This window comes from Pseudomonas sp. 1176_21 (assembly GCF_052850635.1).
Map to the genome: position 1 here is coordinate 101,405 of NZ_VXCV01000003.1, position 23,324 is coordinate 124,728.

At 63.0% G+C, this 23,324-nt stretch carries 23 protein-coding genes and 1 other RNA gene; 15 read left to right on the plus strand and 9 right to left on the minus strand.

Going from position 1 to position 23,324, the window contains the following annotated elements; all coding sequences use genetic code 11:
* Positions 1 to 2 precede the first annotated feature (2 nt).
* A complete protein-coding gene (cysN, locus tag FW760_RS08615) occupies positions 3 to 1,904 on the plus strand; it encodes a sulfate adenylyltransferase subunit CysN (protein WP_123752848.1) in 1,902 nt (633 codons plus the stop codon).
* Between the two features lie 155 nt (positions 1,905 to 2,059).
* Here cysN and FW760_RS08620 read toward each other — a convergent pair whose 3' ends face one another.
* Positions 2,060 to 2,539 carry an Lrp/AsnC family transcriptional regulator gene (locus FW760_RS08620; RefSeq protein WP_043861021.1) on the minus strand — a complete coding sequence of 160 codons (480 nt, stop codon included), beginning with the start codon at positions 2,537 to 2,539 and terminating at the stop codon, positions 2,060 to 2,062.
* 127 nt (positions 2,540 to 2,666) lie between these two features.
* Between FW760_RS08620 and FW760_RS08625 the strand changes: the two genes are divergently transcribed.
* Entirely contained in the window at positions 2,667 to 3,863 is a 1,197-nt protein-coding gene (locus FW760_RS08625) for a methionine gamma-lyase (RefSeq protein WP_043861022.1), read from the plus strand.
* Positions 3,864 to 3,888: 25 nt separating this feature from the next.
* Positions 3,889 to 6,570 carry an alpha-ketoglutarate dehydrogenase gene (mdeB, locus tag FW760_RS08630; protein ID WP_446443784.1) on the plus strand — a complete coding sequence of 894 codons (2,682 nt, stop codon included), beginning with the start codon at positions 3,889 to 3,891 and terminating at the stop codon, positions 6,568 to 6,570.
* 129 nt (positions 6,571 to 6,699) lie between these two features.
* Here the strand turns inward: mdeB and FW760_RS08635 are convergent, their stop codons facing one another.
* A complete protein-coding gene (locus FW760_RS08635) occupies positions 6,700 to 7,131 on the minus strand; it encodes a YhcB family protein (protein ID WP_043862040.1) in 432 nt (143 codons plus the stop codon).
* 137 nt (positions 7,132 to 7,268) lie between these two features.
* Here FW760_RS08635 and FW760_RS08640 point away from each other — a divergent pair, with 137 nt between their 5' ends.
* The 3 genes from FW760_RS08640 (at position 7,269) to zapE (ending at position 10,454) form a co-directional block, all read left to right on the plus strand.
* Complete coding sequence (locus tag FW760_RS08640; protein WP_054914842.1) at positions 7,269 to 7,904, plus strand: alpha/beta hydrolase; 636 nt, start codon at positions 7,269 to 7,271, stop codon at positions 7,902 to 7,904.
* A 24-nt stretch (positions 7,905 to 7,928) separates the two neighbouring features.
* The gene (locus FW760_RS08645) at positions 7,929 to 9,278 is read left to right on the plus strand and encodes a tryptophan--tRNA ligase (RefSeq protein ID WP_043862042.1); all 1,350 of its coding nucleotides are present in this window, start codon (positions 7,929 to 7,931) and stop codon (positions 9,276 to 9,278) included.
* 81 nt (positions 9,279 to 9,359) lie between these two features.
* Positions 9,360 to 10,454: a cell division protein ZapE gene (gene zapE / locus FW760_RS08650; protein ID WP_043862043.1), complete on the plus strand. Its 1,095-nt coding sequence runs from the start codon at positions 9,360 to 9,362 to the stop codon at positions 10,452 to 10,454.
* Positions 10,455 to 10,541: 87 nt separating this feature from the next.
* Here the strand turns inward: zapE and FW760_RS08655 are convergent, their stop codons facing one another.
* Both FW760_RS08655 and FW760_RS08660 read right to left on the minus strand, forming a co-directional pair.
* Positions 10,542 to 11,438 (minus strand): GlxA family transcriptional regulator, encoded by an 897-nt coding sequence (locus tag FW760_RS08655; RefSeq protein ID WP_167400212.1) that lies wholly within the window; start codon positions 11,436 to 11,438, stop codon positions 10,542 to 10,544.
* A 215-nt stretch (positions 11,439 to 11,653) separates the two neighbouring features.
* Positions 11,654 to 12,694, minus strand: a complete 1,041-nt coding sequence (locus FW760_RS08660; RefSeq protein WP_043862044.1) for an NADP(H)-dependent aldo-keto reductase — start codon at positions 12,692 to 12,694, stop codon at positions 11,654 to 11,656.
* Positions 12,695 to 12,941: 247 nt separating this feature from the next.
* On the opposite strand from FW760_RS08660, the gene rplM reads away from it, so the two are divergent.
* The 7 genes from rplM to FW760_RS08695 all read left to right on the plus strand — a co-directional run bounded on the left by rplM (position 12,942) and on the right by FW760_RS08695 (position 17,827).
* Positions 12,942 to 13,370, plus strand: a complete 429-nt coding sequence (rplM, locus tag FW760_RS08665) for a 50S ribosomal protein L13 (RefSeq protein ID WP_043862045.1) — start codon at positions 12,942 to 12,944, stop codon at positions 13,368 to 13,370.
* 14 nt (positions 13,371 to 13,384) lie between these two features.
* Complete coding sequence (rpsI, locus tag FW760_RS08670) at positions 13,385 to 13,777, plus strand: 30S ribosomal protein S9 (RefSeq protein WP_043862046.1); 393 nt, start codon at positions 13,385 to 13,387, stop codon at positions 13,775 to 13,777.
* Between the two features lie 284 nt (positions 13,778 to 14,061).
* The gene (gene petA, locus FW760_RS08675) at positions 14,062 to 14,655 is read left to right on the plus strand and encodes a ubiquinol-cytochrome c reductase iron-sulfur subunit (protein ID WP_043862047.1); all 594 of its coding nucleotides are present in this window, start codon (positions 14,062 to 14,064) and stop codon (positions 14,653 to 14,655) included.
* On the plus strand, positions 14,655 to 15,866 hold the full coding sequence (locus tag FW760_RS08680; protein WP_043862048.1) for a cytochrome b: 1,212 nt from the start codon (positions 14,655 to 14,657) through the stop codon (positions 15,864 to 15,866). The genes petA and FW760_RS08680 overlap by 1 nt, the downstream gene beginning before the upstream one ends.
* Positions 15,866 to 16,645: a cytochrome c1 gene (locus FW760_RS08685; RefSeq protein WP_043862049.1), complete on the plus strand. Its 780-nt coding sequence runs from the start codon at positions 15,866 to 15,868 to the stop codon at positions 16,643 to 16,645. Before FW760_RS08680 ends, FW760_RS08685 begins: the two co-directional genes overlap by 1 nt.
* A gap of 118 nt (positions 16,646 to 16,763) precedes the next feature.
* Positions 16,764 to 17,381, plus strand: a complete 618-nt coding sequence (locus FW760_RS08690) for a glutathione S-transferase N-terminal domain-containing protein (protein WP_043862050.1) — start codon at positions 16,764 to 16,766, stop codon at positions 17,379 to 17,381.
* 17 nt (positions 17,382 to 17,398) lie between these two features.
* The gene (locus FW760_RS08695) at positions 17,399 to 17,827 is read left to right on the plus strand and encodes a ClpXP protease specificity-enhancing factor (RefSeq protein WP_043862051.1); all 429 of its coding nucleotides are present in this window, start codon (positions 17,399 to 17,401) and stop codon (positions 17,825 to 17,827) included.
* Positions 17,828 to 17,872: 45 nt separating this feature from the next.
* On the opposite strand, the gene FW760_RS08700 is transcribed toward FW760_RS08695, so the two are convergent.
* From FW760_RS08700 to FW760_RS08720, 5 genes are all read right to left on the minus strand, one after another.
* Positions 17,873 to 18,091, minus strand: a complete 219-nt coding sequence (locus FW760_RS08700; protein WP_043862052.1) for a YgdI/YgdR family lipoprotein — start codon at positions 18,089 to 18,091, stop codon at positions 17,873 to 17,875.
* A gap of 92 nt (positions 18,092 to 18,183) precedes the next feature.
* Positions 18,184 to 18,762: a BON domain-containing protein gene (locus FW760_RS08705; protein WP_043862053.1), complete on the minus strand. Its 579-nt coding sequence runs from the start codon at positions 18,760 to 18,762 to the stop codon at positions 18,184 to 18,186.
* Positions 18,759 to 19,352 carry a phosphoheptose isomerase gene (locus FW760_RS08710; protein ID WP_043862054.1) on the minus strand — a complete coding sequence of 198 codons (594 nt, stop codon included), beginning with the start codon at positions 19,350 to 19,352 and terminating at the stop codon, positions 18,759 to 18,761. Before FW760_RS08710 ends, FW760_RS08705 begins: the two co-directional genes overlap by 4 nt.
* Before the next feature lie 135 nt (positions 19,353 to 19,487).
* The gene (locus FW760_RS08715; protein WP_043862055.1) at positions 19,488 to 19,859 is read right to left on the minus strand and encodes a YraN family protein; all 372 of its coding nucleotides are present in this window, start codon (positions 19,857 to 19,859) and stop codon (positions 19,488 to 19,490) included.
* Positions 19,859 to 21,673: a penicillin-binding protein activator gene (locus FW760_RS08720; protein WP_116052225.1), complete on the minus strand. Its 1,815-nt coding sequence runs from the start codon at positions 21,671 to 21,673 to the stop codon at positions 19,859 to 19,861. The genes FW760_RS08715 and FW760_RS08720 overlap by 1 nt, the downstream gene beginning before the upstream one ends.
* A gap of 188 nt (positions 21,674 to 21,861) precedes the next feature.
* Here FW760_RS08720 and rsmI point away from each other — a divergent pair, with 188 nt between their 5' ends.
* Entirely contained in the window at positions 21,862 to 22,737 is an 876-nt protein-coding gene (gene rsmI, locus FW760_RS08725) for a 16S rRNA (cytidine(1402)-2'-O)-methyltransferase (RefSeq protein WP_043862057.1), read from the plus strand.
* 67 nt (positions 22,738 to 22,804) lie between these two features.
* Positions 22,805 to 23,164, plus strand: an RNA gene (gene rnpB / locus FW760_RS08730) — RNase P RNA component class A.
* The last annotated feature ends 160 nt before the right edge of the window (positions 23,165 to 23,324 follow it).

The following is a 23,324-nucleotide window of genomic DNA, read 5'->3' on the forward strand; positions in this document are numbered from 1 at the left end:
CCATGTCGCACCAATCCGAATTGATCAGCGAGGACATCCTCGCCTACCTGGCCCAGCACGAACGCAAGGAACTGCTGCGCTTCTTGACCTGCGGTAACGTCGACGACGGCAAGAGCACCCTGATCGGGCGCCTGCTGCACGACTCCAAGATGATCTACGAAGACCATCTGGAAGCCATTACCCGCGATTCGAAGAAAGTCGGCACCACCGGTGACGACATCGACCTGGCATTGCTGGTCGACGGCCTGCAGGCCGAGCGCGAGCAGGGCATCACCATCGATGTGGCCTACCGCTATTTCTCCACGGCCAAGCGCAAGTTCATCATCGCCGATACCCCGGGCCACGAGCAGTACACCCGCAACATGGCCACCGGTGCGTCCACCTGCGACCTGGCGATCATCCTGGTGGACGCGCGCTACGGCGTGCAGACCCAGACCCGCCGGCACAGCTACATCGCTTCGCTGCTGGGCATCAAGCACATCGTCGTGGCCGTGAACAAGATGGACCTCAAGGGCTTCGACCAGGACGTGTTCGAAGGCATCAAGGCCGACTACCTGAAGTTTGCCGAAGCCATCAACATGACCCCCAGCAGCCTGCACTTCGTGCCGATGTCGGCGCTCAAGGGCGACAACGTGGTCAACCGCAGCGAGCGTTCGCCGTGGTACACCGGCCCTGCGCTGATGGAAATCCTCGAAACCGTGGAAGTGGCGGCCGACCGCAACTTCACCGACCTGCGTTTTCCGGTGCAGTACGTCAACCGTCCCAACCTGAACTTCCGTGGCTTTGCCGGCACCCTGGCCAGTGGCGTGGTACACAAGGGCGACGAGATCGTGGTGCTGCCGTCGGGCAAGAGCAGCCGCGTGAAGTCCATCGTCACCTACGAAGGTGAGCTGGAGCAGGCCGGCCCGGGCCAGGCCGTGACCCTGACCATGGAAGACGAGATCGACATCTCCCGTGGCGACCTGCTGGTGCATGCCGACAACGTCCCGCCGGTGACCGACCAGTTCGACGCCATGCTGGTGTGGATGGCCGAAGAGCCGATGCTGCCGGGCAAGAAATACGACATCAAGCGCGCCACCAGCTACGTGCCGGGCTCGATTGCCAGCATCGCCCACAAGGTCGATGTGAACACCCTGGAACAGGGCGCTGCGAGCGCGTTGCAGCTCAACGAGATCGGCAAGGTCAAGGTGAGCCTGGACGCTCCGATCGCGCTGGACGGCTACGACAGCAACCGCACCACCGGCGCGTTCATCATCATCGACCGCCTGACCAACGGCACCGTGGGCGCGGGCATGATCATCGCGCCACCGGTACTGCCTCACGGCAGCACCGGCCAGCATGGCAGGCAGGCCCACGTGACCACCGAGGAGCGTGCCTTGCGCTTCGGCCAGCAGCCGGCCACCGTGCTGTTCAGCGGCCTGTCGGGCGCGGGCAAGAGCACCCTGGCGTATGCCGTTGAGCGCAAGCTGTTCGACATGGGCCGTGCGGTGTACGTGCTCGATGGGCAGAACCTGCGCCATGACCTGAACAAAGGCCTGCCGCAGGACCGTGCCGGGCGTACCGAGAACTGGCGTCGTGCTGCGCATGTGGCGCGTCAGTTCAACGAAGCGGGCTTGCTGACCCTGGCCGCGTTCGTGGCACCGGATGCCGAAGGCCGTGAACAGGCCAAGGCGCTGATCGGCAAGGAGCGCTTGCTGACCGTTTACGTCCAGGCTTCGCCGTTGGCGTGCCGTGAGCGTGATCCGCAGGGGCTGTACGCGGCCGGTGGCGACAACATCCCGGGCGAGAGCTTCCCGTATGACGTGCCGCAGGATGCGGACCTGGTGATCGACACCCAGAGCGTTGGCGTGGAAGAGGGCGTCAAGCAGGTACTGGAACTGCTGCGCAAGCGTGGCGCGATCTAAGCGCTGCTGCTGAATGAAAAGCCCGCGATGGTGAAGGCCATCGCGGGCTTTTTTGTGGCGGCTGGCCGCTTCGCCGGCAAGGCCGGCTCCTACGGTGAGCGCAAGGCCATGCAGGAGCAGGCCTTGCCGGGGAAGTGCCCAGCGGACACGCCGCTTCAAATATGCTTCTGTGCCACCGGAATCACCCGCTTCTCCTTCACCGCCTTGAACGAGAAGCTCGAATAGATCTCCTTCACCCCCGGCAGCCGCTGCAGTACCTCGCGGGTGAACTCGCCGAACGACTCCAGATCCCGCGCCAGAATCTCCAGCAGGAAGTCATAGCGCCCGGAGATGTTGTGACACGCCACGATTTCGGGGATATCCATCAGCCTCTGCTCGAATGCCCGGGCCATCTCCTTGCTGTGCGAATCCATCATGATGCTGACGAAGGCGGTCACTCCGAAGCCCAGTGCCTTGGGTGACAGGATGGCCTGATAGCCGGTGATGTAGCCCGACTCCTCCAGCAGCTTGACCCGCCGCCAGCACGGCGAGGTGGTCAGGGCGACGCTGTCGGCGAGCTCGGCCACGGTCAGTCGGGCGTTGTCTTGCAGCGCGGCCAGCAGTGCGCGGTCGGTACGGTCGATGGCGCTAGGCATGTCTTGCCCTCCATAGCCTGTTCTTGTTGTTTTTATGTCAGTGAACGGCGTTTTTCGTAGGCGTATTTGGAAAAATTTAAGCCGGTCTGTGGAATAAGCTTATAACAAACCACAAGAGGCGGTTGCCATGCACGGCTCCAACAAGCTCCCAGGATTTGCCACCCGCGCCATTCACCATGGCTACGACCCCCAGGACCACGGCGGCGCACTGGTGCCACCGGTCTACCAGACCGCGACGTTCACCTTCCCCACCGTGGAATACGGCGCTGCGTGCTTTGCCGGTGAGCAGGCCGGGCATTTCTACAGCCGCATCTCCAACCCCACCCTCAACCTGCTGGAAGCACGCATGGCCTCGCTGGAAGGCGGCGAGGCCGGGCTGGCGCTGGCCTCGGGCATGGGGGCGATCACGTCCACGCTATGGACGCTGCTGCGCCCCGGTGACGAGGTGCTGCTGGGCAACACCCTGTACGGCTGCACCTTTGCGTTCCTGCACCACGGCATCGGCGAGTTCGGGGTCAAGCTGCGTCATGTGGACATGGCCGACCTGCAGGCATTGGAGGCGGCCATGACGCCGGCCACCCGGGTGATCTATTTCGAATCGCCGGCCAACCCCAACATGCACATGGCCGATATCGCCGGCGTGGCGAAGATTGCACGCAAGCACGGCGCGACCGTGGTGGTCGACAACACCTACTGCACGCCGTACCTGCAACGGCCACTGGAGCTGGGCGCCGACCTGGTGGTGCATTCGGCCACCAAGTACCTGAGCGGCCATGGCGACATCACTGCTGGCATTGTGGTGGGCAGCCAGGCACTGGTGGACCGTATACGTCTGCAGGGCCTCAAGGACATGACCGGTGCGGTGCTCTCGCCCCATGACGCCGCACTGCTGATGCGCGGCATCAAGACCCTCAACCTGCGCATGGACCGCCACTGCGCCAACGCTCAGGTGCTGGCCGAGTTCCTCGCCGGGCAGCCGCAGGTGGAGCTGATCCATTACCCGGGCCTGGCGAGCTTCCCGCAGTACACCCTGGCCCGCCAGCAGATGAGCCAGCCGGGCGGCATGATCGCCTTCGAACTCAAGGGCGGCATCGGTGCCGGGCGGCGGTTCATGAACGCCCTGCAACTGTTCAGCCGCGCGGTGAGCCTGGGCGATGCCGAGTCGCTGGCGCAGCACCCGGCAAGCATGACTCATTCCAGCTATACCCCAGAGGAGCGTGCGCATTACGGCATCTCCGAGGGGCTGGTGCGGTTGTCGGTGGGGCTGGAAGACATCGACGACCTGCTGGCCGATGTGCAACAGGCACTCAAGGCGAGTGCCTGAACCCGTCACGGATGAGGTCAATGCAATGGTGGCAATGATGAACCTTGTGCCTGGCGACGGCGTGCCCGGTGACAGCGACCCTGGCGAAACTGCAGAGTGGTTGGAGGCGCTGGAGTCGACCCTGGCGCACTGCGGCCCGGCCCGCGCGCGGTTTCTGCTCGAACAGTTGGAGGCGCATGCCCGCGAACTGGGCCTGGAGCGTGGTGCCCAGCCGTACTCGGCGTACCGCAACACCCTGTCGCTCGAACATCAGGGCGCCTACCCGGGCGACCTGGAACTGGACGAGCGCATCACCAGCATCCTGCGCTGGAATGCCCTGGCGATGGTGGTGCGTGCCAACCATGCCTACGGTGACCTGGGCGGGCACATCGCCAGTTACGCTTCGGCCGCAGAGATCTTCGAGGTGGGGTTTCAGCATTTTTTTCGCGGCGAGGAGGGCGGCGAGCAGCGCACGGCCGACCTGGTGTTCTTCCAGCCGCACTCGGCGCCCGGCATCTATGCCCGGGCCTTTCTTGAAGGGCGCCTGAGCGAGTCTCAGTTGGCCAGCTATCGGCAGGAGGTCGCAGGCGATGGCCTGTGCTCCTACCCGCACCCGTGGCTGATGCCCGACTTCTGGCAGTTTCCCACCGGGTCGATGGGCATCGGCCCGCTCAACTCCGTGTACCAGGCGCGCTTCATGCGCTACCTGCAGTACCGCGGCCTGGCCGATACCGCCCAGCGCCATGTGTGGGGCGTGTTCGGCGATGGCGAGATGGACGAGCCCGAATCCATCGCCGGGCTGACGCTGGCGGCCCGTGAGCAACTCGACAACCTGACCTTCATCGTCAACTGCAACCTGCAGCGCCTGGATGGTCCGGTGCGTGGCAATGGCCAGATCATCCAGGAGCTGGAGTCGCTGTTCAGCGGCGCCGGCTGGAACGTGATCAAGGTGTTGTGGGGCTCGGAATGGGATGCGCTGTTCGCCCGCGACAGCGAGCACGTGCTGCTGCGCCAGCTGGCGGCAACCCCCGACGGCCAGTTCCAGACCCTGGGGGCCAATGACGGCGCCTACAACCTCGAACACTTCTTCAACCAGCACCCGGCCTTGCAGCGCCTGGTCGAGCACATGAGCTCGGCCGAGATCAACGCGCTCAAACGCGGTGGCCATGATTTTCGCAAGCTGTATGCCGCCTTTGCCGCCGCCAAGGCGTGCAAGGGCCGGCCGACGGTGATCCTGGCCAAGACCAAGAAGGGCTACGGCATGAGTGCGGCCGGCGAGTCGCGCATGACCGCGCACCAGGCCAAGAAGCTCGACGTGCAGGCGCTGCTGGCCTTCCGTGACCGCTTCCACTTGCCCTTGAGCGATGCGCAGGTTGAGCAGTTGCAGTTCTACCGGCCGGACGAAAACAGCCGGGAGATGCGCTACCTGCGCGAGCGGCGCAATGCTCTGGGCGGCAGCCTGCCGTCGCGGCGGCCCCAGGCGCGCACGCTGCCGGTACCGGCGCTGGAGGTGATGGGCGGTTTCGCGCTGCACGCCGAGGGCAAGGAGATGTCCACCACCATGGCTGCGGTGCGCATGCTCGGTGCCTGGCTCAAGGCCCCGGAGCTGGGGCCGCGGGTGGTGCCGATCGTCGCCGATGAAGCGCGCACCTTCGGCATGGCCAGCCTGTTCCGGCAGATCGGCATCTACTCGCCCCATGGGCAGCGCTACGAACCCGAAGATGCCAGTTCGCTGCTCTCCTACAGGGAGTCGCGCGATGGTCAGTTGCTGGAGGAGGGCATCACCGAGGCCGGGGCCCTGTCGTCCTGGGTAGCGGCGGCCACCTCCTATGCGGTGCATGGCGAGCCGATGTTGCCGGTGTACATCTATTACTCGATGTTCGGCTTCCAGCGGGTCGGCGACCTGATATGGGCGGCGGCCGACCAGCGTGCACGGGGCCTGCTGCTGGGGGCTACGGCAGGGCGCACCACCCTGGGCGGCGAAGGCTTGCAGCACCAGGATGGCTCGAGCCTGGTGATGGCGGCCATGGTGCCCAACTGCCGCGCCTGGGAGCCGTGCTTTGCCGGCGAACTGGCGGTGATTCTGGAACACGCGGCGCGGCGCATGCTGGTGGAGCAGTGCGACGAGTTTCACTATGTGGCGGTGATGAATGAAAGTTATCCACACCCCTCCCTGCCACCTGAGGCACATGCGGCAGTGTTGCGCGGGATGTACCGGTTTGCCGAACAGCCGGTGGAGCATGCCCTGGGGCGGGTTCGCCTGCTGGGCTCCGGGGCGATCCTGCGCGAGGTGATCGCCGCGAGCGAGCTGCTGGCGGCGGACTGGGGCATCGCCAGCGAGGTGTTCAGTGTGACCAGCTTCAGCGAACTGGCGCGTGATGCACGGGATGTGCAGCGCGGGCAGCGTCTGGGGCTGGGTGGCAGCAGCCATCTGGCGCAATGCCTGGTGGGAGATGCGCCGGTGATTGCCGCAACTGACTATGTACGTGCCTGGCCGCAATTGATTGCCGAGTACGTGCCGGCGCCGTACGTGACGCTGGGCACCGACGGCTTCGGGCGCAGCGATACGCGCCAGCGGTTGCGCCAGTTCTTCGAGGTGGACCGCTTCAGTGTGGTGCTGGCCAGCTTGCAGGCGCTGGTGGATGACGGGCTGCTGGAGGTCGATGTGATGGCGCAGGCACGGGCCAGGTATCCGGCGCTGGATGCGGCGGGCCCCTGGTATCGTTGATGTGAGGGGATGAAAAAAGGGGCCGGTGATCGGCCCCTTTTTTCTTTGTGTCAGATGGTTGGGTGTGGCATTCGCCGGCAAGGCCGGCTCCAGAAGGAGCGCGCCATGCCAGTGACGGGGCCGCTGCGATCAGCGCTTGAGCCCGTAATGCTCATCCAGCATGCCCGGGGTGTTCGGTGCCTTGGGCGCGTAGTCGCGTGGCACTTCGGTGTCCTTGGGCGGGGTCAGACGGTCACGCGGGCCCTGCGCCTCGGAGTGCAGTGCGGCCAGCAGGCGCTGACGGGTCTGTTCGTCCAGGGCCAGACGGTTGGCGCCTTCGGCCAGGTGGTCCTGCACTTCCTGGTAGCTCTGGGTCAGCTTCTTGACCAGCGCCGCGGTGCTGTTGAAATGGGTCACCACTTCACTCTGATAACTGTCAAAACGTTCCTGGATATCGTCCAGCTGCCGCTGGGTGCTGCTCGGGGCGGCATTGGGCAAGAGGCGGGCGACCAGGAAACCAACGACTACACCCACTACCAGGGCCAGGGTCGGCAACAACCAAACTAAGAGCGAGAGTTCCACGAGTCCTTCCTCTATAAACGGCTTTGCTTTACGTTAACGGCTCGGACCTGCGCTGTATACCGCGAGCGATCGCAAATATCTCAGACAGAATCATCAGCTAGACGAGTCGACCCCTCCAGAGGTCACGGAGTTCACCCTTGCTTATCCGCGAAACCCCCGTATTCATCGATGGCCCGGTTGGCCAACTGGAAGCCCTGTACCTGGACGTGGCAGACCCTCGCGGCATCGTCCTGCTGTGCCACCCCAACCCCGTGCAGGGCGGCACCATGACCAACAAGGTGGTGTCGATGCTGCAGCGCACCGCACGCGATGCCGGCTACATCACCCTGCGCTTCAACTACCGCGGTGTAGGCCAGAGCGCTGGCAGCCATGACATGGGCAGCGGCGAAGTCGACGATGCACAGGCCGCTGCAGCCTGGCTGCGCGAAAAACATCCCGAATTACCTTTGACGCTGATGGGCTTCTCCTTCGGCGGCTTCGTCGCGGCCAGCCTCGGCGGCCGGCTCGAAGCCCAGGGCGTCACGCTCAAGCACCTGTTCATGGTAGCCCCGGCAGTGATGCGCCTTGGCGGTACCGACGGCCTGCCGCAGGCAGGTGCCTTGAGCGTGATCCAGCCCGAAACCGACGAGGTGATCGATCCGCAGATCGTCTACGCCTGGTCCGATGCACTGGCGCGCCCCCATGAGCTGCTGAAAGTGGCAGAATGCGGTCACTTTTTTCACGGCAAGCTGACCGACCTCAAGGATCTGGTGCTGCCACGCCTTTCGAACTGATACAAGCCTGATAAGCGATTACCCATGACCACTCGTATCCTTACCGGTATCACCACCACGGGCACGCCGCACCTTGGCAACTATGCCGGTGCCATCCGCCCGGCGGTCCTCGCCAGCCAGCAGCCGGGCGTCGACTCGTTCTACTTCCTGGCCGACTACCATGCGCTGATCAAGTGCGACGACCCGCAGCGCATCCAGCGCTCGCGTCTGGAAATCGCCGCCACCTGGCTGGCCGGCGGCCTGGACCCGGAACGCGTGACCTTCTACCGCCAGTCCGACATTCCCGAGATCCCCGAGCTGACCTGGCTGCTGACCTGCGTGGCGGCCAAGGGCCTGCTCAATCGCGCGCATGCCTACAAGGCCTCGGTGGACAAGAACCTGGAAAGCGGCGAAGACCCGGATGCGGGCGTGAGCATGGGCCTGTACAGCTATCCGGTGCTGATGGCGGCGGACATCCTGATGTTCAATGCCAACAAGGTGCCGGTGGGGCGCGACCAGATCCAGCACGTGGAAATGGCCCGTGATATCGGGCAGCGCTTCAACCACCTGTTCGGCCAGGGCAAGGACTTTTTCGCCATGCCCGAGGCGCTGATCGAGGAAAGCGTGGCCACCTTGCCGGGCCTGGACGGTCGCAAGATGTCCAAGAGCTACGACAACACCATCCCGCTGTTCACCAGTGCCAAGGAGATGAAGGACGCGATCTCGCGCATCGTCACCGACTCGCGCGCGCCGGGCGAGGCCAAGGACCCGGACAACTCGCACCTGTTCACCCTGTTCCAGGCCTTTGCCACCGCCGAGCAAGCCGAAGCCTTCCGCAGCGAACTGCTGCAGGGGCTGGGTTGGGGCGAAGCCAAGCAGCGCCTGTTCCAGCTGGTCGACGGCCAGTTGAGCGCGCCGCGCGAGCATTACCACCAGCTGATTTCCCGCCCGGCGGACCTGGAGGATATTCTTCTGGCCGGCGCGCAGAAGGCCCGCAGGATCGCCACGCCGTTTCTTGAGCAACTGCGCGAAGCAGTGGGCCTGCGCTCGTTCCGCAGCACGGTTCAGGTCAGCGGTGAAACCAGGAAGAAGGCGGTCAAGGCGGCACGCTTCGTGAGCTTCCGTGAAGAGGACGGCAGCTTCCGCTTCCGCCTCCTGGCAGCCGACGGCGAGCAGTTGCTGCTGTCGCGCAGCTTTGCCGATGGCAAGGCGGCCGGCGCGGTGAGCAAGCAGTTGCAACTGGGCCAGCCGCTGGATGTCCGTGACGAAGGCCTGGGCTTCAGCCTGTGGCTGGAAGGCGAGTGCGTGGCCGACGGCCCGCAGTTCGCCGATGCCACGGCGCGCGATGCCGCCATCGAGAGCCTGCGCGCTGCCTTGCAGCCCCAGCAGGACTGACCGTCAATCGCAAGTCTGATTGCCATTACCCGGGGCCGTCGCTACAGTGACGGCCCGCTTTTGTTGCCTTGCTAACGAATTATGACGCCCCTAGAACGATATCAAGCAGATCTGAAACGTCCCGAATTCTTCCATGACGCGGCGCAGGAAACAGCGGTGCGTCACTTGCAGCGCCTGTACGACGACCTGGTCGCGGCGCACAACAGCAAGCCGGGTGTGTTCGGCAAGCTGTTCGGCAGGAAAGAGCAGGCGCCCGTCAAGGGCCTGTATTTCTGGGGTGGGGTAGGGCGCGGCAAGACCTACCTGGTCGATACGTTCTATGAGGCGCTGCCTTTCCCGCAGAAGGTGCGTACGCACTTCCACCGCTTCATGAAGCGCGTGCATGAGGAAATGAAGACCCTCAAGGGCGAGAAGAACCCGCTGACCATCATTGCCAAGCGGTTCTCCGACGAGGCGCGGGTGATCTGCTTCGACGAGTTCTTCGTGTCCGATATCACCGACGCGATGATCCTTGGCACCCTGATGGAGGAGCTGTTCAAGAACGGCGTGACCCTGGTGGCCACCTCCAACATCGTGCCGGACGGCCTGTACAAGGACGGCCTGCAGCGTGCGCGCTTCCTGCCGGCAATTGCCCTGATCAAGCAGAACACCGACATCGTCAACGTCGACAGCGGCGTGGACTATCGCCTGCGTCACCTGGAGCAGGCCGAGCTGTTCCACTTCCCGCTGAATGAAGCGGCCCACGAAAGCCTGCGCAAGAGCTTTCGCGCATTGACGCCGGAATGCACCCAGGCGGTGGAAAACGACGTGCTGATGATCGAGAACCGCGAGATCCGTGCGCTGCGTACCTGCGACGACGTGGCCTGGTTCGACTTCCGCGAACTGTGCGACGGCCCGCGCAGCCAGAACGACTACATCGAACTGGGCAAGATCTTCCATGCGGTGCTGCTCAGCGGCGTGGAGCAGATGGGCGTGGCCACCGACGATCTGGCGCGTCGCTTCATCAACATGGTCGACGAGTTCTACGACCGCAACGTCAAGCTGATCATCTCGGCTGAAGTGGAGCTCAAGGACCTGTACACCGGCGGGCGCCTGAGCTTCGAGTTCCAGCGTACCCTGAGCCGCTTGCTGGAGATGCAGTCCCACGAGTTCCTGTCGCGGGCACACAAGCCTTAAATCGCGTCACTGCTGTCGCGGCTCACGCCCGCTCCCACAGAGGTTTGCAGCGAACCTGTGGGGGCGGGCGTGACCCGCGATAGGCCCTCAGGCCTCCTGCATGAATTGCTGCCGATACTGGTTAGGCGACAGCTCCGTGTGCTGCCTGAACAATCGCGCAAAAAAGCTGGCGTCGTCATAGCCCACCTCGTAGCTGATGGTCTTGATGCTCTTGCGCGTCCCTGACAGCAAGCCCTTCGCCGTCTCGATCCGCAGCCGTTGCAGATAATGCAGCGGCTTGTCCCCCGTCGCACTCTGGAACCTGCGCATGAAGTTGCGGATGCTCATGCCATGGTTGCGTGCCACGTCCTCGAAACGGAACTTGTCGGCGAAGTGTTCCTCCAGCCACTGCTGGATCTGCAGGATGATCAGGTCCTGGTGCAGCTTCTGTCCGCCAAAGCCCATGCGCCCCGGGGTGTAGTTGCGTTGCACCTCGTAGAGGATGTCGCGGGCCACGGCCTGGGCCACGTTGGCCCCGCAGAAGCGCTCGATCAGGTAGATGTACAGGTCGCAGGCCGAGGTGGCGCCGCCGGCGCAATAGAGGTTGTCGGCATCGGTGAGGTGTTTGTCCTGGTTCAGCGACACCTTCGGGAAGCGTTCGGCGAACTGGCCGAAGAAGCGCCAGTAGGTGGTGGCCTCCTTGCCATCGAGCAGGCCAGCCTCGGCCAGCCAGAACACGCCGCTGGCCTCGCCGCACAGCACCGCGCCTCGGGCATGCTGCTCGCGCAGCCAGGGCAGTACCTGGGGGTAGCGCTGGCACAGGGCATCGAAGTCGTCCCAGAACGCCGGCAGGATGATCACGTCGGCCTGCTCGAGGCCGCTGTCCACCGGTAGCTGCACGCCGCTGAAGCTCTGCACGGGCAGCCCGTCGGGGCTCACGAGGCGGGTTTCGAACATCGGTTGCAGGCCCAGGCCCAGTTGCTTGCCATAGCGCAGGCTGGCCAGGTGGAAGAAATCCTTGGCCTGCATCAGGGTCGATGCGAATACCTTGTCGATGGCCAGGATGCTGACGCGCCGCAGCGATGCGGTAGGTTGGGTAAACATCATTGTCGTTATTCTTATAGGGTAGAGTGGTCAATCACCGGCTGGATCGTCTTATTTTTTGGCGATTGTGTCTACCCTCGGTTCCCGCAGCGGGCTGCGGGAACCGTTGCAGCGCTTTACGGGGCGGGGTTGGGCTGATCCTGGTGGATCGCATCGATGGCGGCCAGCAGCTCGTCACCGAGCTTCAGGCTGGCGCTTGCCAGGTTGCTGTCCAGTTGCGCCAGCGAGGTGGCGCCGATGATGTTGCTGGTCACGAACGGCTGCTGGGTCACGAAGGCCAGGGCCATCTGTGCCGGGTCCAGGCCGTGCTCGCGGGCCAGGGCCACATAACGGCTGCAGGCGGCGACGGTCTGCGGGTTGGAATAGCGCGAGAAGCGGTTGAACAGAGTCAGGCGGCCGTTTTCCGGGCGCGCGCCGTTCTCGTACTTGCCCGACAGCATGCCGAAGGCCAGCGGCGAGTAGGCCAGCAGGCCGCACTGCTCGCGGATGGCGATTTCCGCCAGGCCCACTTCGAAGCTGCGGTTGAGCAGGTTGTACGGGTTCTGGATCGAGACCGCACGGGGCCAGCCGCGGCTTTCGGCCAGTTGCAGGAACTTCATGGTGCCCCACGGGGTTTCGTTGGACAGGCCGATGTGGCGGATCTTGCCTGCCTTGACCTGCTCGTCGAGCACTTCGAGGGTTTCTTCCAGCGGCGTGAAGTGGTCCTGGGGCAGGTGCTGGTAGCCCAGCTTGCCGAAGAAGTTGGTGCTGCGCTCGGGCCAGTGCAGCTGGTACAGGTCGATCCAGTCGGTCTGCAGGCGCTTGAGGCTGGCGTCCAGGGCCGCCACGATGTGCTGGCGGTTGTGCTTGAGCTGGCCGTCGCGAATGTGGCTGATGCCGTTGCCGGGGCCGGCCACCTTGCTGGCCAGGATCCAGTCGGCGCGATCGCCGCGCTGGCTGAACCAGTTGCCGATGATCTGCTCGGTGGCCGAGTAGGTTTCCGGGCGCGGTGGCACCGGGTACATCTCCGCGGTATCGATGAAATTGATCCCGGCCGCCTTGGCCCGTTCGATCTGGGCGAAGCCCTCGGCCTGGTCGTTCTGCTCGCCCCAGGTCATGCTGCCCAGGCACAATGCACTCACGTTGAGGTCGGTGCGACCCAGCTGGCGATACTCCATGACGATCTCCACGGCAAAAGAAGCATAAAAGCAGGTTGATATTTTTTCTGCAATCTGGATAATTCTGCACCTCTCTCAGCAGTGGAAGTGATGCCCCGCCGCCGAAGAATCTTGCCGAGTATTGGACGTGCTGACCCGAGCCCCCGATAGCGTCCGTATCCGGCTGCCTTTGACCTTGTCAAAGTACGCACTATTCAGTAAGATCTGCCGTCTTAAAATTGCGGGACGGCCCCTGAGGCTATAAAGAATGAAAACTTTTACTGCTAAACCGGAAACAGTAAAACGCGACTGGTTCGTCGTTGACGCTGCTGGCAAGACCCTGGGTCGTCTGGCCACTGAGATCGCGAGCCGTCTGCGTGGCAAGCACAAGCCAGAATACACCCCTCACGTTGACACCGGCGACTACATCGTCGTGATCAATGCCGAGCAGGTACGTGTTACTGGTGCCAAGACTTCGGACAAAATGTACTACTCCCACTCCGGTTTCCCGGGCGGCATCAAGGAAATCAACTTCGAGAAGTTGATCGCCAAAGCGCCTGAGCGCGTGATCGAGACCGCGGTAAAGGGCATGCTGCCTAAAAACCCGCTGGGTCGCGACATGTACCGTAAGCTGAAAGTCTATGCGGGCGCTGTACACCCTCATACTGCTCAGCAGCCCCAAGAACTGAAGATTTAACGGAATAGTTCATTATGTCGGCGACTCAAAATTACGGCACTGGCCGTCGCAAGACTGCAACCGCACGCGTTTTCCTGCGTCCGGGTACTGGCAGCATCTCCATCAACAACCGCTCCCTCGAGACCTTCTTCGGTCGTGAAACCGCGCGCATGGTAGTTCGCCAGCCGCTGGAACTCACCGAAACCACCGAGAAGTTCGACATCTACGTCACCGTCATCGGTGGTGGTGTCAGCGGTCAAGCGGGCGCTATCCGTCACGGTATCACCCGTGCACTGATGGACTACGACGAAACCCTGCGTGGCGCTCTGCGCAAAGCTGGCTTCGTTACCCGTGACGCTCGTGAAGTCGAGCGTAAGAAAGTGGGTCTGCGTAAAGCACGTAAGCGTCCTCAGTACTCCAAGCGTTAATTCGCTTCGGCGTTCAAAAAAAGCCCGGTTCCTGGTGGAACCGGGCTTTTTTTATGTCTTGAATAAAAGGGGCTGCCGACCCCGTGTGACAACTTGCCGCATAGACGCAGGTCAAGTGCTATAAGGGATACAGCCTTTATGCCGGGTAATAACCTTGTCTTCGATGGGTCTTTTCATTACCATGCGGCAAATTTTTAGCAGTTCGAAATTTATTTTTAGCAGTTCGAAATTTACTTAGTAGATGCCTGTTGCAACAGGCCACAAAGCTGATGGGAGAGGACTGAATGAGCAATGACGGCGTCAATGCAGGCCGGCGCCGCTTCCTGGTAGCAGCCACGTCCGTGGTGGGTGCTGCAGGAGCGGTGGGGGCTGCGGTCCCGTTCGTAGGGTCATGGTTTCCCAGTGCCAAGGCGAAAGCTGCCGGTGCACCGGTCAAGGTCAACATCGCCAAGGTGGAGCCCGGCCAGCAGATGATTGCTGAATGGCGCGGCCAACCCGTGTTCATCGTCCGCCGCACCGAGGAGATCCTGGGCAACCTGAAGAAGATCACCGGTGAGCTCTCCGACCCCGAGTCCAAGGCGTCGGAGCAGCCGGCCTACGTCGACCCGTCGAACCGCTCGATCAAGCCGGAAATCCTCGTGCTCGTCGGCCTGTGCACCCACCTGGGCTGCTCGCCGACCTTCCGTCCCGAAGTGGCGCCTGTCGACCTGGGTCCCAAGTGGGTGGGTGGCTATTTCTGCCCATGCCACGGCTCCCACTACGACCTCGCCGGCCGCGTCTACAAGTCCCAGCCAGCGCCGCTCAATCTGCCAGTGCCACCGCACTCGTACGAGTCGGATGACATCATCGTCGTCGGCGTCGATCAGGAGAACGCGTGATGAGTAAGTTCATGGACTGGGTTGACGCCCGCTTCCCCGCCACCAAGATGTGGGAAGATCACCTGAGCAAGTACTACGCACCGAAGAACTTCAACTTCTTCTATTTCTTCGGCTCCCTGGCCCTGCTGGTCCTGGTCAACCAGATCGTGACCGGCGTGTGGCTGACCATGAGCTTCACCCCTTCGGCCGAAGAGGCGTTCGCCTCGGTCGAATACATCATGCGTGACGTCGAATACGGCTGGATCCTGCGCTACCTGCACTCCACGGGTGCGTCGGCGTTCTTCATCGTGGTCTACCTGCACATGTTCCGTGGCCTGCTCTACGGCTCGTACCAGAAGCCACGCGAGCTGGTATGGCTGTTCGGCATGCTGATCTACCTGGCGCTGATGGCAGAGGCCTTCATGGGCTACCTGCTGCCCTGGGGCCAGATGTCGTACTGGGGTGCCCAGGTGATCATCTCGCTGTTCGGTGCCATCCCGGTCATCGGCGGCGACCTGACCCAGTGGATCCGTGGCGACTACCTGATCTCCGGCATTACCCTGAACCGCTTCTTCGCCCTGCACGTGGTGGCCCTGCCGATCGTGATTCTCGGCCTGGTGGTGCTGCACATCCTGGCGCTGCACGAAGTGGGTTCGAACAACCCGGATGGCGTGGACATCAAGAAGAAAAAGGACGAGAACGGCATTCCGCTGGACGGCATCCCGTTCCACCCGTACTACACCGTCAAGGATATCGTCGGCGTGGTGGTGTTCCTGTTCGTCTTCTGCATGATCGTGTTCTTCTTCCCGGAAATGGGCGGCTACTTCCTGGAGAAACCCAACTTCGAACAGGCCAACGCGTTCAAGACCCCGGAGCACATCGCCCCTGTGTGGTACTTCACGCCGTTCTACGCGATCCTGCGTGCGGTACCCGACAAGCTGCTGGGCGTGATCGCCATGGGTGCTGCGATCGCGGTGCTGTTCGTGCTGCCATGGCTGGACCGTAGCCCGGTCAAGTCGATGCGCTACAAGGGCTGGATGAGCAAGGCCTGGCTGTGGGTGTTCTGCATCTCCTTCGTGATCCTGGGCGTGCTCGGCGTGCTGGCGCCAACCCCGGGCCGCACCTTGCTGTCGCAGGTATGTACCTTCCTGTATTTCGCCTACTTCATTCTGATGCCGTTCTACACCAGGCTCGAGAAGACCAAACCGGTTCCGGAAAGGGTGACTGGCTGATGAAAAAGCTATTTGCAGTATTGCTCCTGGCAGTGATGCCTTCGCTGACCTTCGCCGCCGAACACGGCGTGGAACTGGACAAGGTCGACATCGACCTGACCGACAAGGCCGCCATGCAGGACGGCGCACGGACCTTTGCCAACTATTGCATGGGTTGCCACAGCGCCAAGTTCCAGCGTTACGAGCGTGTCGCCGATGACCTGGGCATCCCGCACGAGCTGATGCTCGAGAAGCTGGTGTTCACCGGCGCCAAGATCGGCGACCACATGAACATCGGCATGCAGCCGGCCGACGCCAAGGCCTGGTTCGGTGCGGCGCCGCCCGACCTGACCCTGGTGGCGCGGGTACGCGGCACCGATTGGCTGTACAGCTACCTGCGGGCCTTCTACGAGGACCCGTCACGCCCTTGGGGTGTGAACAACAAGGTCTTCCCCAACGTTGGCATGCCAAACGTGCTGGTGGGCCTGCAGGGGCGTCAGGTGGTCGGTTGCAAGCAGATCCAGACCGTGGTCGAGGGCAAGAAGCAGTTTGACCCGCTCACCGGTGCCCCGCTGACCCACGAAGCGTGCGATCAGCTGACCATCGTGCCGAAATCAGGTACCCTGACCGACGAGCAGTTCGACGAGAAGGTCAAGAACCTGGTGACCTTCCTGGCCTACTCGGCCAACCCGGTCAAGCTGCAGAGCCAGCGCATCGGCACCTACGTGCTGCTGTACCTGGCCTTCTTCTTCGTGTTCGCCTACCTGCTCAAGCGCGAATACTGGAAGGACGTGCACTGATCGCAGGGTAAAATCTGTTAGTTTAACGCGCGCCCTGGGGCCCCTCTGCAGTATGGAGGGCCCCCAGGGCGCGTTTGCATTTGTAATTTCATAAGTTCAACACGCGAGGAGGACCCCCATGGGCGTGACCAATCGGTTAGCCTGCTACTCCGACCCCGCTGATCATTATTCTCATCGGGTGCGCATCGTTCTCGCCGAGAAAGGTGTCGGCGTCGAGATCATCAGTGTCGAAGCCGGGCGCCAGCCGCCCAAGCTGCTGGAAGCCAACCCGTATGGCAGCGTACCGACCCTGGTTGATCGTGACCTGGCGTTGTATGAGTCGACCGTGGTGATGGAATACCTCGACGAGCGCTACCCGCACCCACCGCTGTTGCCGGTCTACCCGGTGGCGCGTGCCAACAGCCGCCTGCTGATCCACCGTATCCAGCGTGACTGGTGTTCGCTGGTGGACCTGATTCTCGACCCGCGCAGCAAGGAGCCTGCCCGCGTGCAGGCGCGCAAGGAGCTGCGCGAGAGCCTTACCGGCGTTTCGCCGTTGTTCGCCGACAAGCCTTGTTTCCTGAGTGAGGAGCAAAGCCTGGTGGATTGTTGTCTATTGCCCATACTGTGGCGTTTGCCGGTATTGGGTATCGAACTGCCGCGGCCAGCCAAGCCGCTGCTCGATTACATGGAGCGTCAGTTTGCGCGGGAAGCCTTCAAGGCCAGCCTGTCCGCCGCTGAACGCGATATGCGTTAGGTTTTAAGGAGCCGTTGATGAACTCCAGTCGTCCGTATCTGGTGCGAGCCTTGTATGAGTGGATCGTGGACAACGATTGCACGCCGCACATGCTGGTCAATGCCGAGTACCCCGCGGTGCAGGTGCCTCAGGGCTTCGCCAGCGATGGCCAGATCGTTTTGAACGTGTCGCCCAATGCCGTGCGTCACTTGCACATGGATAACGAAGCTGTGAGCTTCGAGGGGCGTTTCGGTGGGGTTGCCCACACGCTGTACGTGCCTGCCGGCGCCATCCTGGGTATCTATGCCCGTGAGAATGGCCAAGGCATGGTGTTCGAGCTCGAGCCTCCACTGATGGAGGATGACGACCTCGAGGACGAGGGCGTCGAGCCGGATGATGACGGCCCGCCGAGTGGCGGGCAGCCGCCGCGGCCAAGTGGGCGTCCGAGCCTGAAAGTGGTGAAATGAAAAAAGGCGACCTTGCGGGGTCGCCTTTTTTTTGGGCCTGTGTGCTTACAGGTCGGTGATGGTGCGCACCTGATCCTTGTTCACACGGGTTCGTTTGCCGTCGAGCTGCTGGAACTCGTAGAAGCCGGAGCTGCGTTCGAGTTTCGGCGCGTCGACCGCCTGGAACTCACGGCCATCATTGAGGGTGATCAGGCTTGGGGTGGAGCAGCCGGCCAGGGTGGCGAAGGTAGCGATCAGCAGGGTGGCGAACAGGCCGTTCTTCATGGGTATTCCTGTGGGGTGTCGGTGGGGGTTGCGGTGCGCCGGCGGCTTCACGCCCTTCACCGGCGAGGCCGGCGAAGGGCGTGAAGCCGCGGTCAGTCGATGTATTCGAACAGCTTGACGATCTTCTGCACGCCCGACACGCCTTGCACCAGGTTGGTGGCCTGATTGGCTTCCTGCTGGGTCAGCAGGCCCAGCAGGTAGACGATGCCGTTCTCGGTCACCACCTTGATGCGCGAGCCGGGGATGTTGCTGTCGGTCAGCATCTGGGCCTTGATCTTGGTGGTCAGCCAGGCGTCATTGTTGCGCGCCAGCAGCGAGGAGGGCGGCAGCACCTGAAGTTCGTTGTGCACCTTCTTGACCCGCTGCACCTGACCGGCGGTCTGCTCGGCCAGGCTCTTGAGGTCGGCGCGCGGGGTCTGCCCGGCCAGCAGCACGATGCCGTTGAAGCTGGTGACGACGATGTGCGAGTTCTTGTCCAGGTCCGGGCTGGCCTTGGCCACGTTCACCGCTACCTTGGTTTCGATCAACGAGTCGTCGATCTTGCTGCCGAAGGTGCGGGTGCCGCGATCGTCCTCGATCGGGTTTTCGCGGCTGGCAGTAATCACCGAACTGCAGCCGGTGATGCTCAGGCACAGGGTCAGGGCCATCAGGCCAAGGCGATTAGGGGTCATTCTTCACTCCCGAACAATTGGCTGTCGATCAAGTCGCAAAGGCAGTGGATCGCCAGCAGGTGGACTTCCTGGATGCGTGCGGTGACGGTGGCCGGTACGCGAATCTCCACATCTTCGGGCAGTAGCAGCGAGGCCATGCCGCCGCCATCGCGTCCGGTCAGAGCTACGACAATCATTTCGCGATCATGTGCGGCCTGGATCGCCTGAATGATGTTCGCCGAGTTGCCGCTGGTGGAAATCGCCAGCAGCACGTCGCCCGGTTGGCCCAGGGCGCGGATCTGCTTGGAGAAGATCTCGTTGTAGCTGTAGTCGTTGGCGATCGAGGTAATGGTCGAGCTGTCGGTGGTCAGCGCGATGGCCGGCAGGCTCGGGCGCTCGCGCTCGAAGCGGTTGAGCAGTTCGGACGAGAAGTGCTGGGCATCGCCCGCCGAGCCGCCGTTGCCGCAGGCGAGCATCTTGCCCTCGTTGAGCAGCGCGTTGACCATCACCTGACTGGCTTGCTCGATGTGTGGTGCAAGGACTTCCATCGCCTGTTGCTTGGTGTTGATGCTGGCCTGGAATAGCTGGCGAATTCGGGATTGCATGTCCATCTGTGTGACCTTAAGTGGGGCGGCTGGTCGGGCGTGTCGCAACGTCTTGAAGACCCTGCGGCACATGACTGTGCAGCCCGCGAAACAAAGAGCAAAAAAGTTGAGTGGGTAACGGATGCATCAAGCGGGGCGGGTTCAACTGTCGAAAGCGTTCTTCAGCCAGTCGAGCGGTGTGCCCGAGTGGCCGCGGCCCTGCAGGGCAATCACGTCGAAACGACAGGGCTGGTTGGCCCAGCGCGCCTCCTGCTGCAGAAAATACTGGGCCGCTAGCACCAGTTTTTGCTGTTTGCGGGTATCGACGCTGGCCAGTGCTCCGCCAAAGCCCGCGTGCAGCCGGTAGCGGACTTCGACGAATACTACTGTATCGCCGTCAAGCATGACCAGATCAAGCTCGCCGCGTTTGCATCGCCAGTTCTGCGCCAGCAACTGCAGGCCCTGCGCCTGAAGGTAATGCAGGGCCTGCTGTTCGGCCGCGATACCTGCGGCCTGGCGAGAACCGTCGGGCATCAGCGCGGGGTGTCCGGCAGGCGCTTGACCTGACCGCCGGTGAACTCGGCCCATGGCAACTGGCGTTCGATGCGCTGGTTGGCGCTCATGCTCAGGCTACCGGACAGGCCTTCGATACGGTTGTCCGGCAGTGCCTTGAGCTGGCCCAGGCGCGGCGCGAGGCTGTAGGCATCGGCACCCATCGCGTACAGGCGGCCGATGCTGCCAGCCGCTTGCGGCCACTGGCGTACCACCTGCTGGCGCAGGCTGTTGCCGGTGTCGAGCAGCCACGGCGTTTCGCAGAAGCGAATGCCGTTCATGTCGTTGTACTCGTTGACGTTGCCGCTGGCGCTGTACACGTTGGAGGTGGCATACACCGGTACGTCACCGGCGTACTGGAAGTTCAGTGTCGGCTTGATCTGCTGGGCCTGGGTCGGGGTTGCGGCCAGGAAGATGAAATCGATGTCCTGGCGACGCGATGGCTGTGCCGAGACACTGCCGCCCACGGTGCTCTGCAGGCTCTTGGCGCGGCCTTCGCTCTGGCGCAGCTGGAACAGGTCGGCGATCTGCTGGGCCAGGGCTACCGGCTGCGACACGTGGGCAGCGGCAATCAGGGTGCCGCCCTTGGCTTCCCAGTCCTGGCGGAAGGCCTTGAGTACGCGATCGCCCCATTCGCCGCTCGGCACCAGGGCCACGGCACGACGCATGCCGTCGGCCTGGGCGCGGCGCGAGACTTCGCGGGCTTCGTCTTCGGCGGCCAGGCCGAACTGGAACAGTTGCGCCGGGCCGGTCTGGCCGGCGTCGCTGTAGTTCAGTGCCAGGGTGGTGATCGGCAGTTGCGGGTAGGCGCTCAACTGCTTGACCAGGTTCTTCTCGAGCGGGCCTACCACCAGCTGGACGCCGCTGGCCTGGGCCTTGCGGTAGAAGTCATCGAGGGAGGTCAGGCGCGAGCTGTCGAAGACTTCGACCGAAGGCGGCTTCTGGCCGGCCTGCTGGGCCTGGAAGTGCGCCGCCATGAAGCCGTCGCGCAGGGCGCGGGCGACACCTGCCAGCGGGCCTTCCTGGGGCAGCAGCAGGGCGATCTTGGTCAGCGGCTGGCTGGCCAGTTCCTTGAGTTTGAGCAGGGGCTGTGGCAGTTGCACGGCGGCAGGGTGGCCGGCGTGCTGGTTGCGCCAGCTTTCGATGGCGGCCTGCTGCTGTTCGAGGGTGCCGGCGCTCTTGACGGCCAGGGCCAGGCTGGTCCAGCCGGCCATCACGTCGGTGCCGGTGCCTTGCAGTTGTTCGGTGGGCAGGGCGGCAACCAGGTTCCAGATGGCCTCGTGGTTGGCACTGGCGGCGGCGCCGCTGAGCAGGGGAGCCATGGCGACGCGCTGTTGCGCGGCAGCCAGGGTCTGGCCATCGGCTTCCAGGGCGGCGGCGTGCACGCTGCGGGTGCGCACCTGAAGCTCGGGCGGCAGTTCGTCCAACCGGGCCAGGCTCGGGTGGCTCAGGGCGGTGAGGGCGGCCTTGGGCTGGTTGCGGCTCATCGCCAGCTCGGCGCCAAGGGTGCTGGCGAACACTTGCTGTGCCGGCTTGAGGGTATCTAGCGGCACCTGCTCGAGGATCCGCGAGGCCCGTGCGAAGTCTTTCTGGTGGTAGGCCAGGTCAGCGGCGCTCAGGCGCAACAATGCGGCCTTTTCAGGTGTCTTGCTGGTGGCGGCCTGGTCGAGCAGTTGCTCGATGCTGGCATCCGGAGTGCGCGGCAGCTCACCCAGGCTGGACGAGGGCGAACTGGCGCAGGCTGCCAGCAGGGCAGCGAGGCAGAGGGCTGAGAGCAGCCGCAGGCAAGCGATCATGTAAAAATCCTGTTACTCGATCAAATTAACCTGCAATTGTACCCAAGCGCTGGCCGGGGCGCGATCTTGCTGGCGTTAATCCTTCAATATAGGTCGTCCTGCGCAGGCATGCCGCCGCTGTGGGTAACGCATTGTTGCCGCCTTACGGGCTACAATGGCGCTTTGTTCTCTATTTACAGGTGTGTGCTGTGACCGATGCTCCAGGTGCTTCCAATTCCACTGCCGGCAAGCTTTTCGTGGTGGCTACGCCCATTGGCAACCTGGATGACATGAGCGCCCGGGCCTTGAAGGTACTGCGCGAGGCGGCGCTGATCGCGGCCGAGGACACGCGCCACTCGGTCCGTCTGCTGCAGCACTTCGGCATCAACACGCCGCTGGCCGCCTGTCACGAGCACAACGAGCGCGACGAGGGCAGCCGCTTCATCACGCGCCTGCTGGCCGGCGACGATGTGGCGTTGATCTCCGATGCCGGTACGCCGCTGATCTCTGACCCGGGCTACCACCTGGTGCGCCAGGCGCGAGCGGCGGGCATCGATGTGGTGCCGGTACCGGGCGCCTGCGCACTGATCGCGGCGTTGTCGGCGGCGGGCCTGCCGTCCGACCGGTTCATCTTCGAGGGTTTTCTGCCGGCCAAGGCGGTAGGTCGCCGCGCGCGCCTGAGCCAGGTCAAGGAAGAACCCCGTACGCTGATTTTCTATGAGGCGCCGCACCGCATTCTGGAGTGTCTGCAGGACATGGAGGCGGTGTTTGGCGGCGAACGGCCGGCGTTGCTGGCTCGTGAGCTGACCAAGACCTTCGAGACCCTGAAGGGGCTGCCCCTGGCCGAGCTGCGCGCGTTTGTCGAAAACGACAGCAATCAGCAACGTGGGGAGTGCGTGGTGCTGGTGGCGGGCTGGACCGCCCCGGAGAACGAAGAGGCCGTGAGCAGCGAAGTGATGCGCGTGCTTGATCTTCTGCTGGCAGAGATGCCGCTCAAGCGTGCAGCAGCCCTGGCGGCGGAAATTACCGGGGTGCGGAAGAATGTTTTGTATCAAATAGCGTTGGAAAAACAGAAAGACCACTAATGTCATAGTGATATTATTTGTTTTATCGCTTGTTCTCGGGGCCCGCTGCCGTTAACCTTTGCGGCGGAGAGTCGATTGGACAGTCGCTGCCTTCTTTTGTTCCGCAAAAGAGGGGGGAGGAAAGTCCGGGCTCCATAGGGCGGAGTGCCAGGTAATGCCTGGGGGGCGTGAGCCTACGGAAAGTGCCACAGAAAATAACCGCCTAAGCACTTCGGTGCCGGTAAGGGTGAAAAGGTGCGGTAAGAGCGCACCGCACGGCTGGCAACAGTCCGTGGCTAGGTAAACCCCACTCGGAGCAAGACCAAATAGGGTTCCATATGGCGCGGCCCGCGTTGGAACCGGGTAGGTTGCTAAAGGCGTCCAGTGATGGCCGTCGTAGAGGAATGACTGTCCTCGACAGAACCCGGCTTACAGATCGACTCTCCACCTTTTCCCTTCCTGCTTGATTCGATAGCAGATGTGTTCTGGTAATACCAAAAAAATCTTACTCTTCATAAATCACTTTAACTTTGCACTCTATCCGTTTGAGTGAATTTGCCTTTCCCCGTCAAAACCCCTCTCGTTTCTCCTCTTTGTATCGCCTTGTT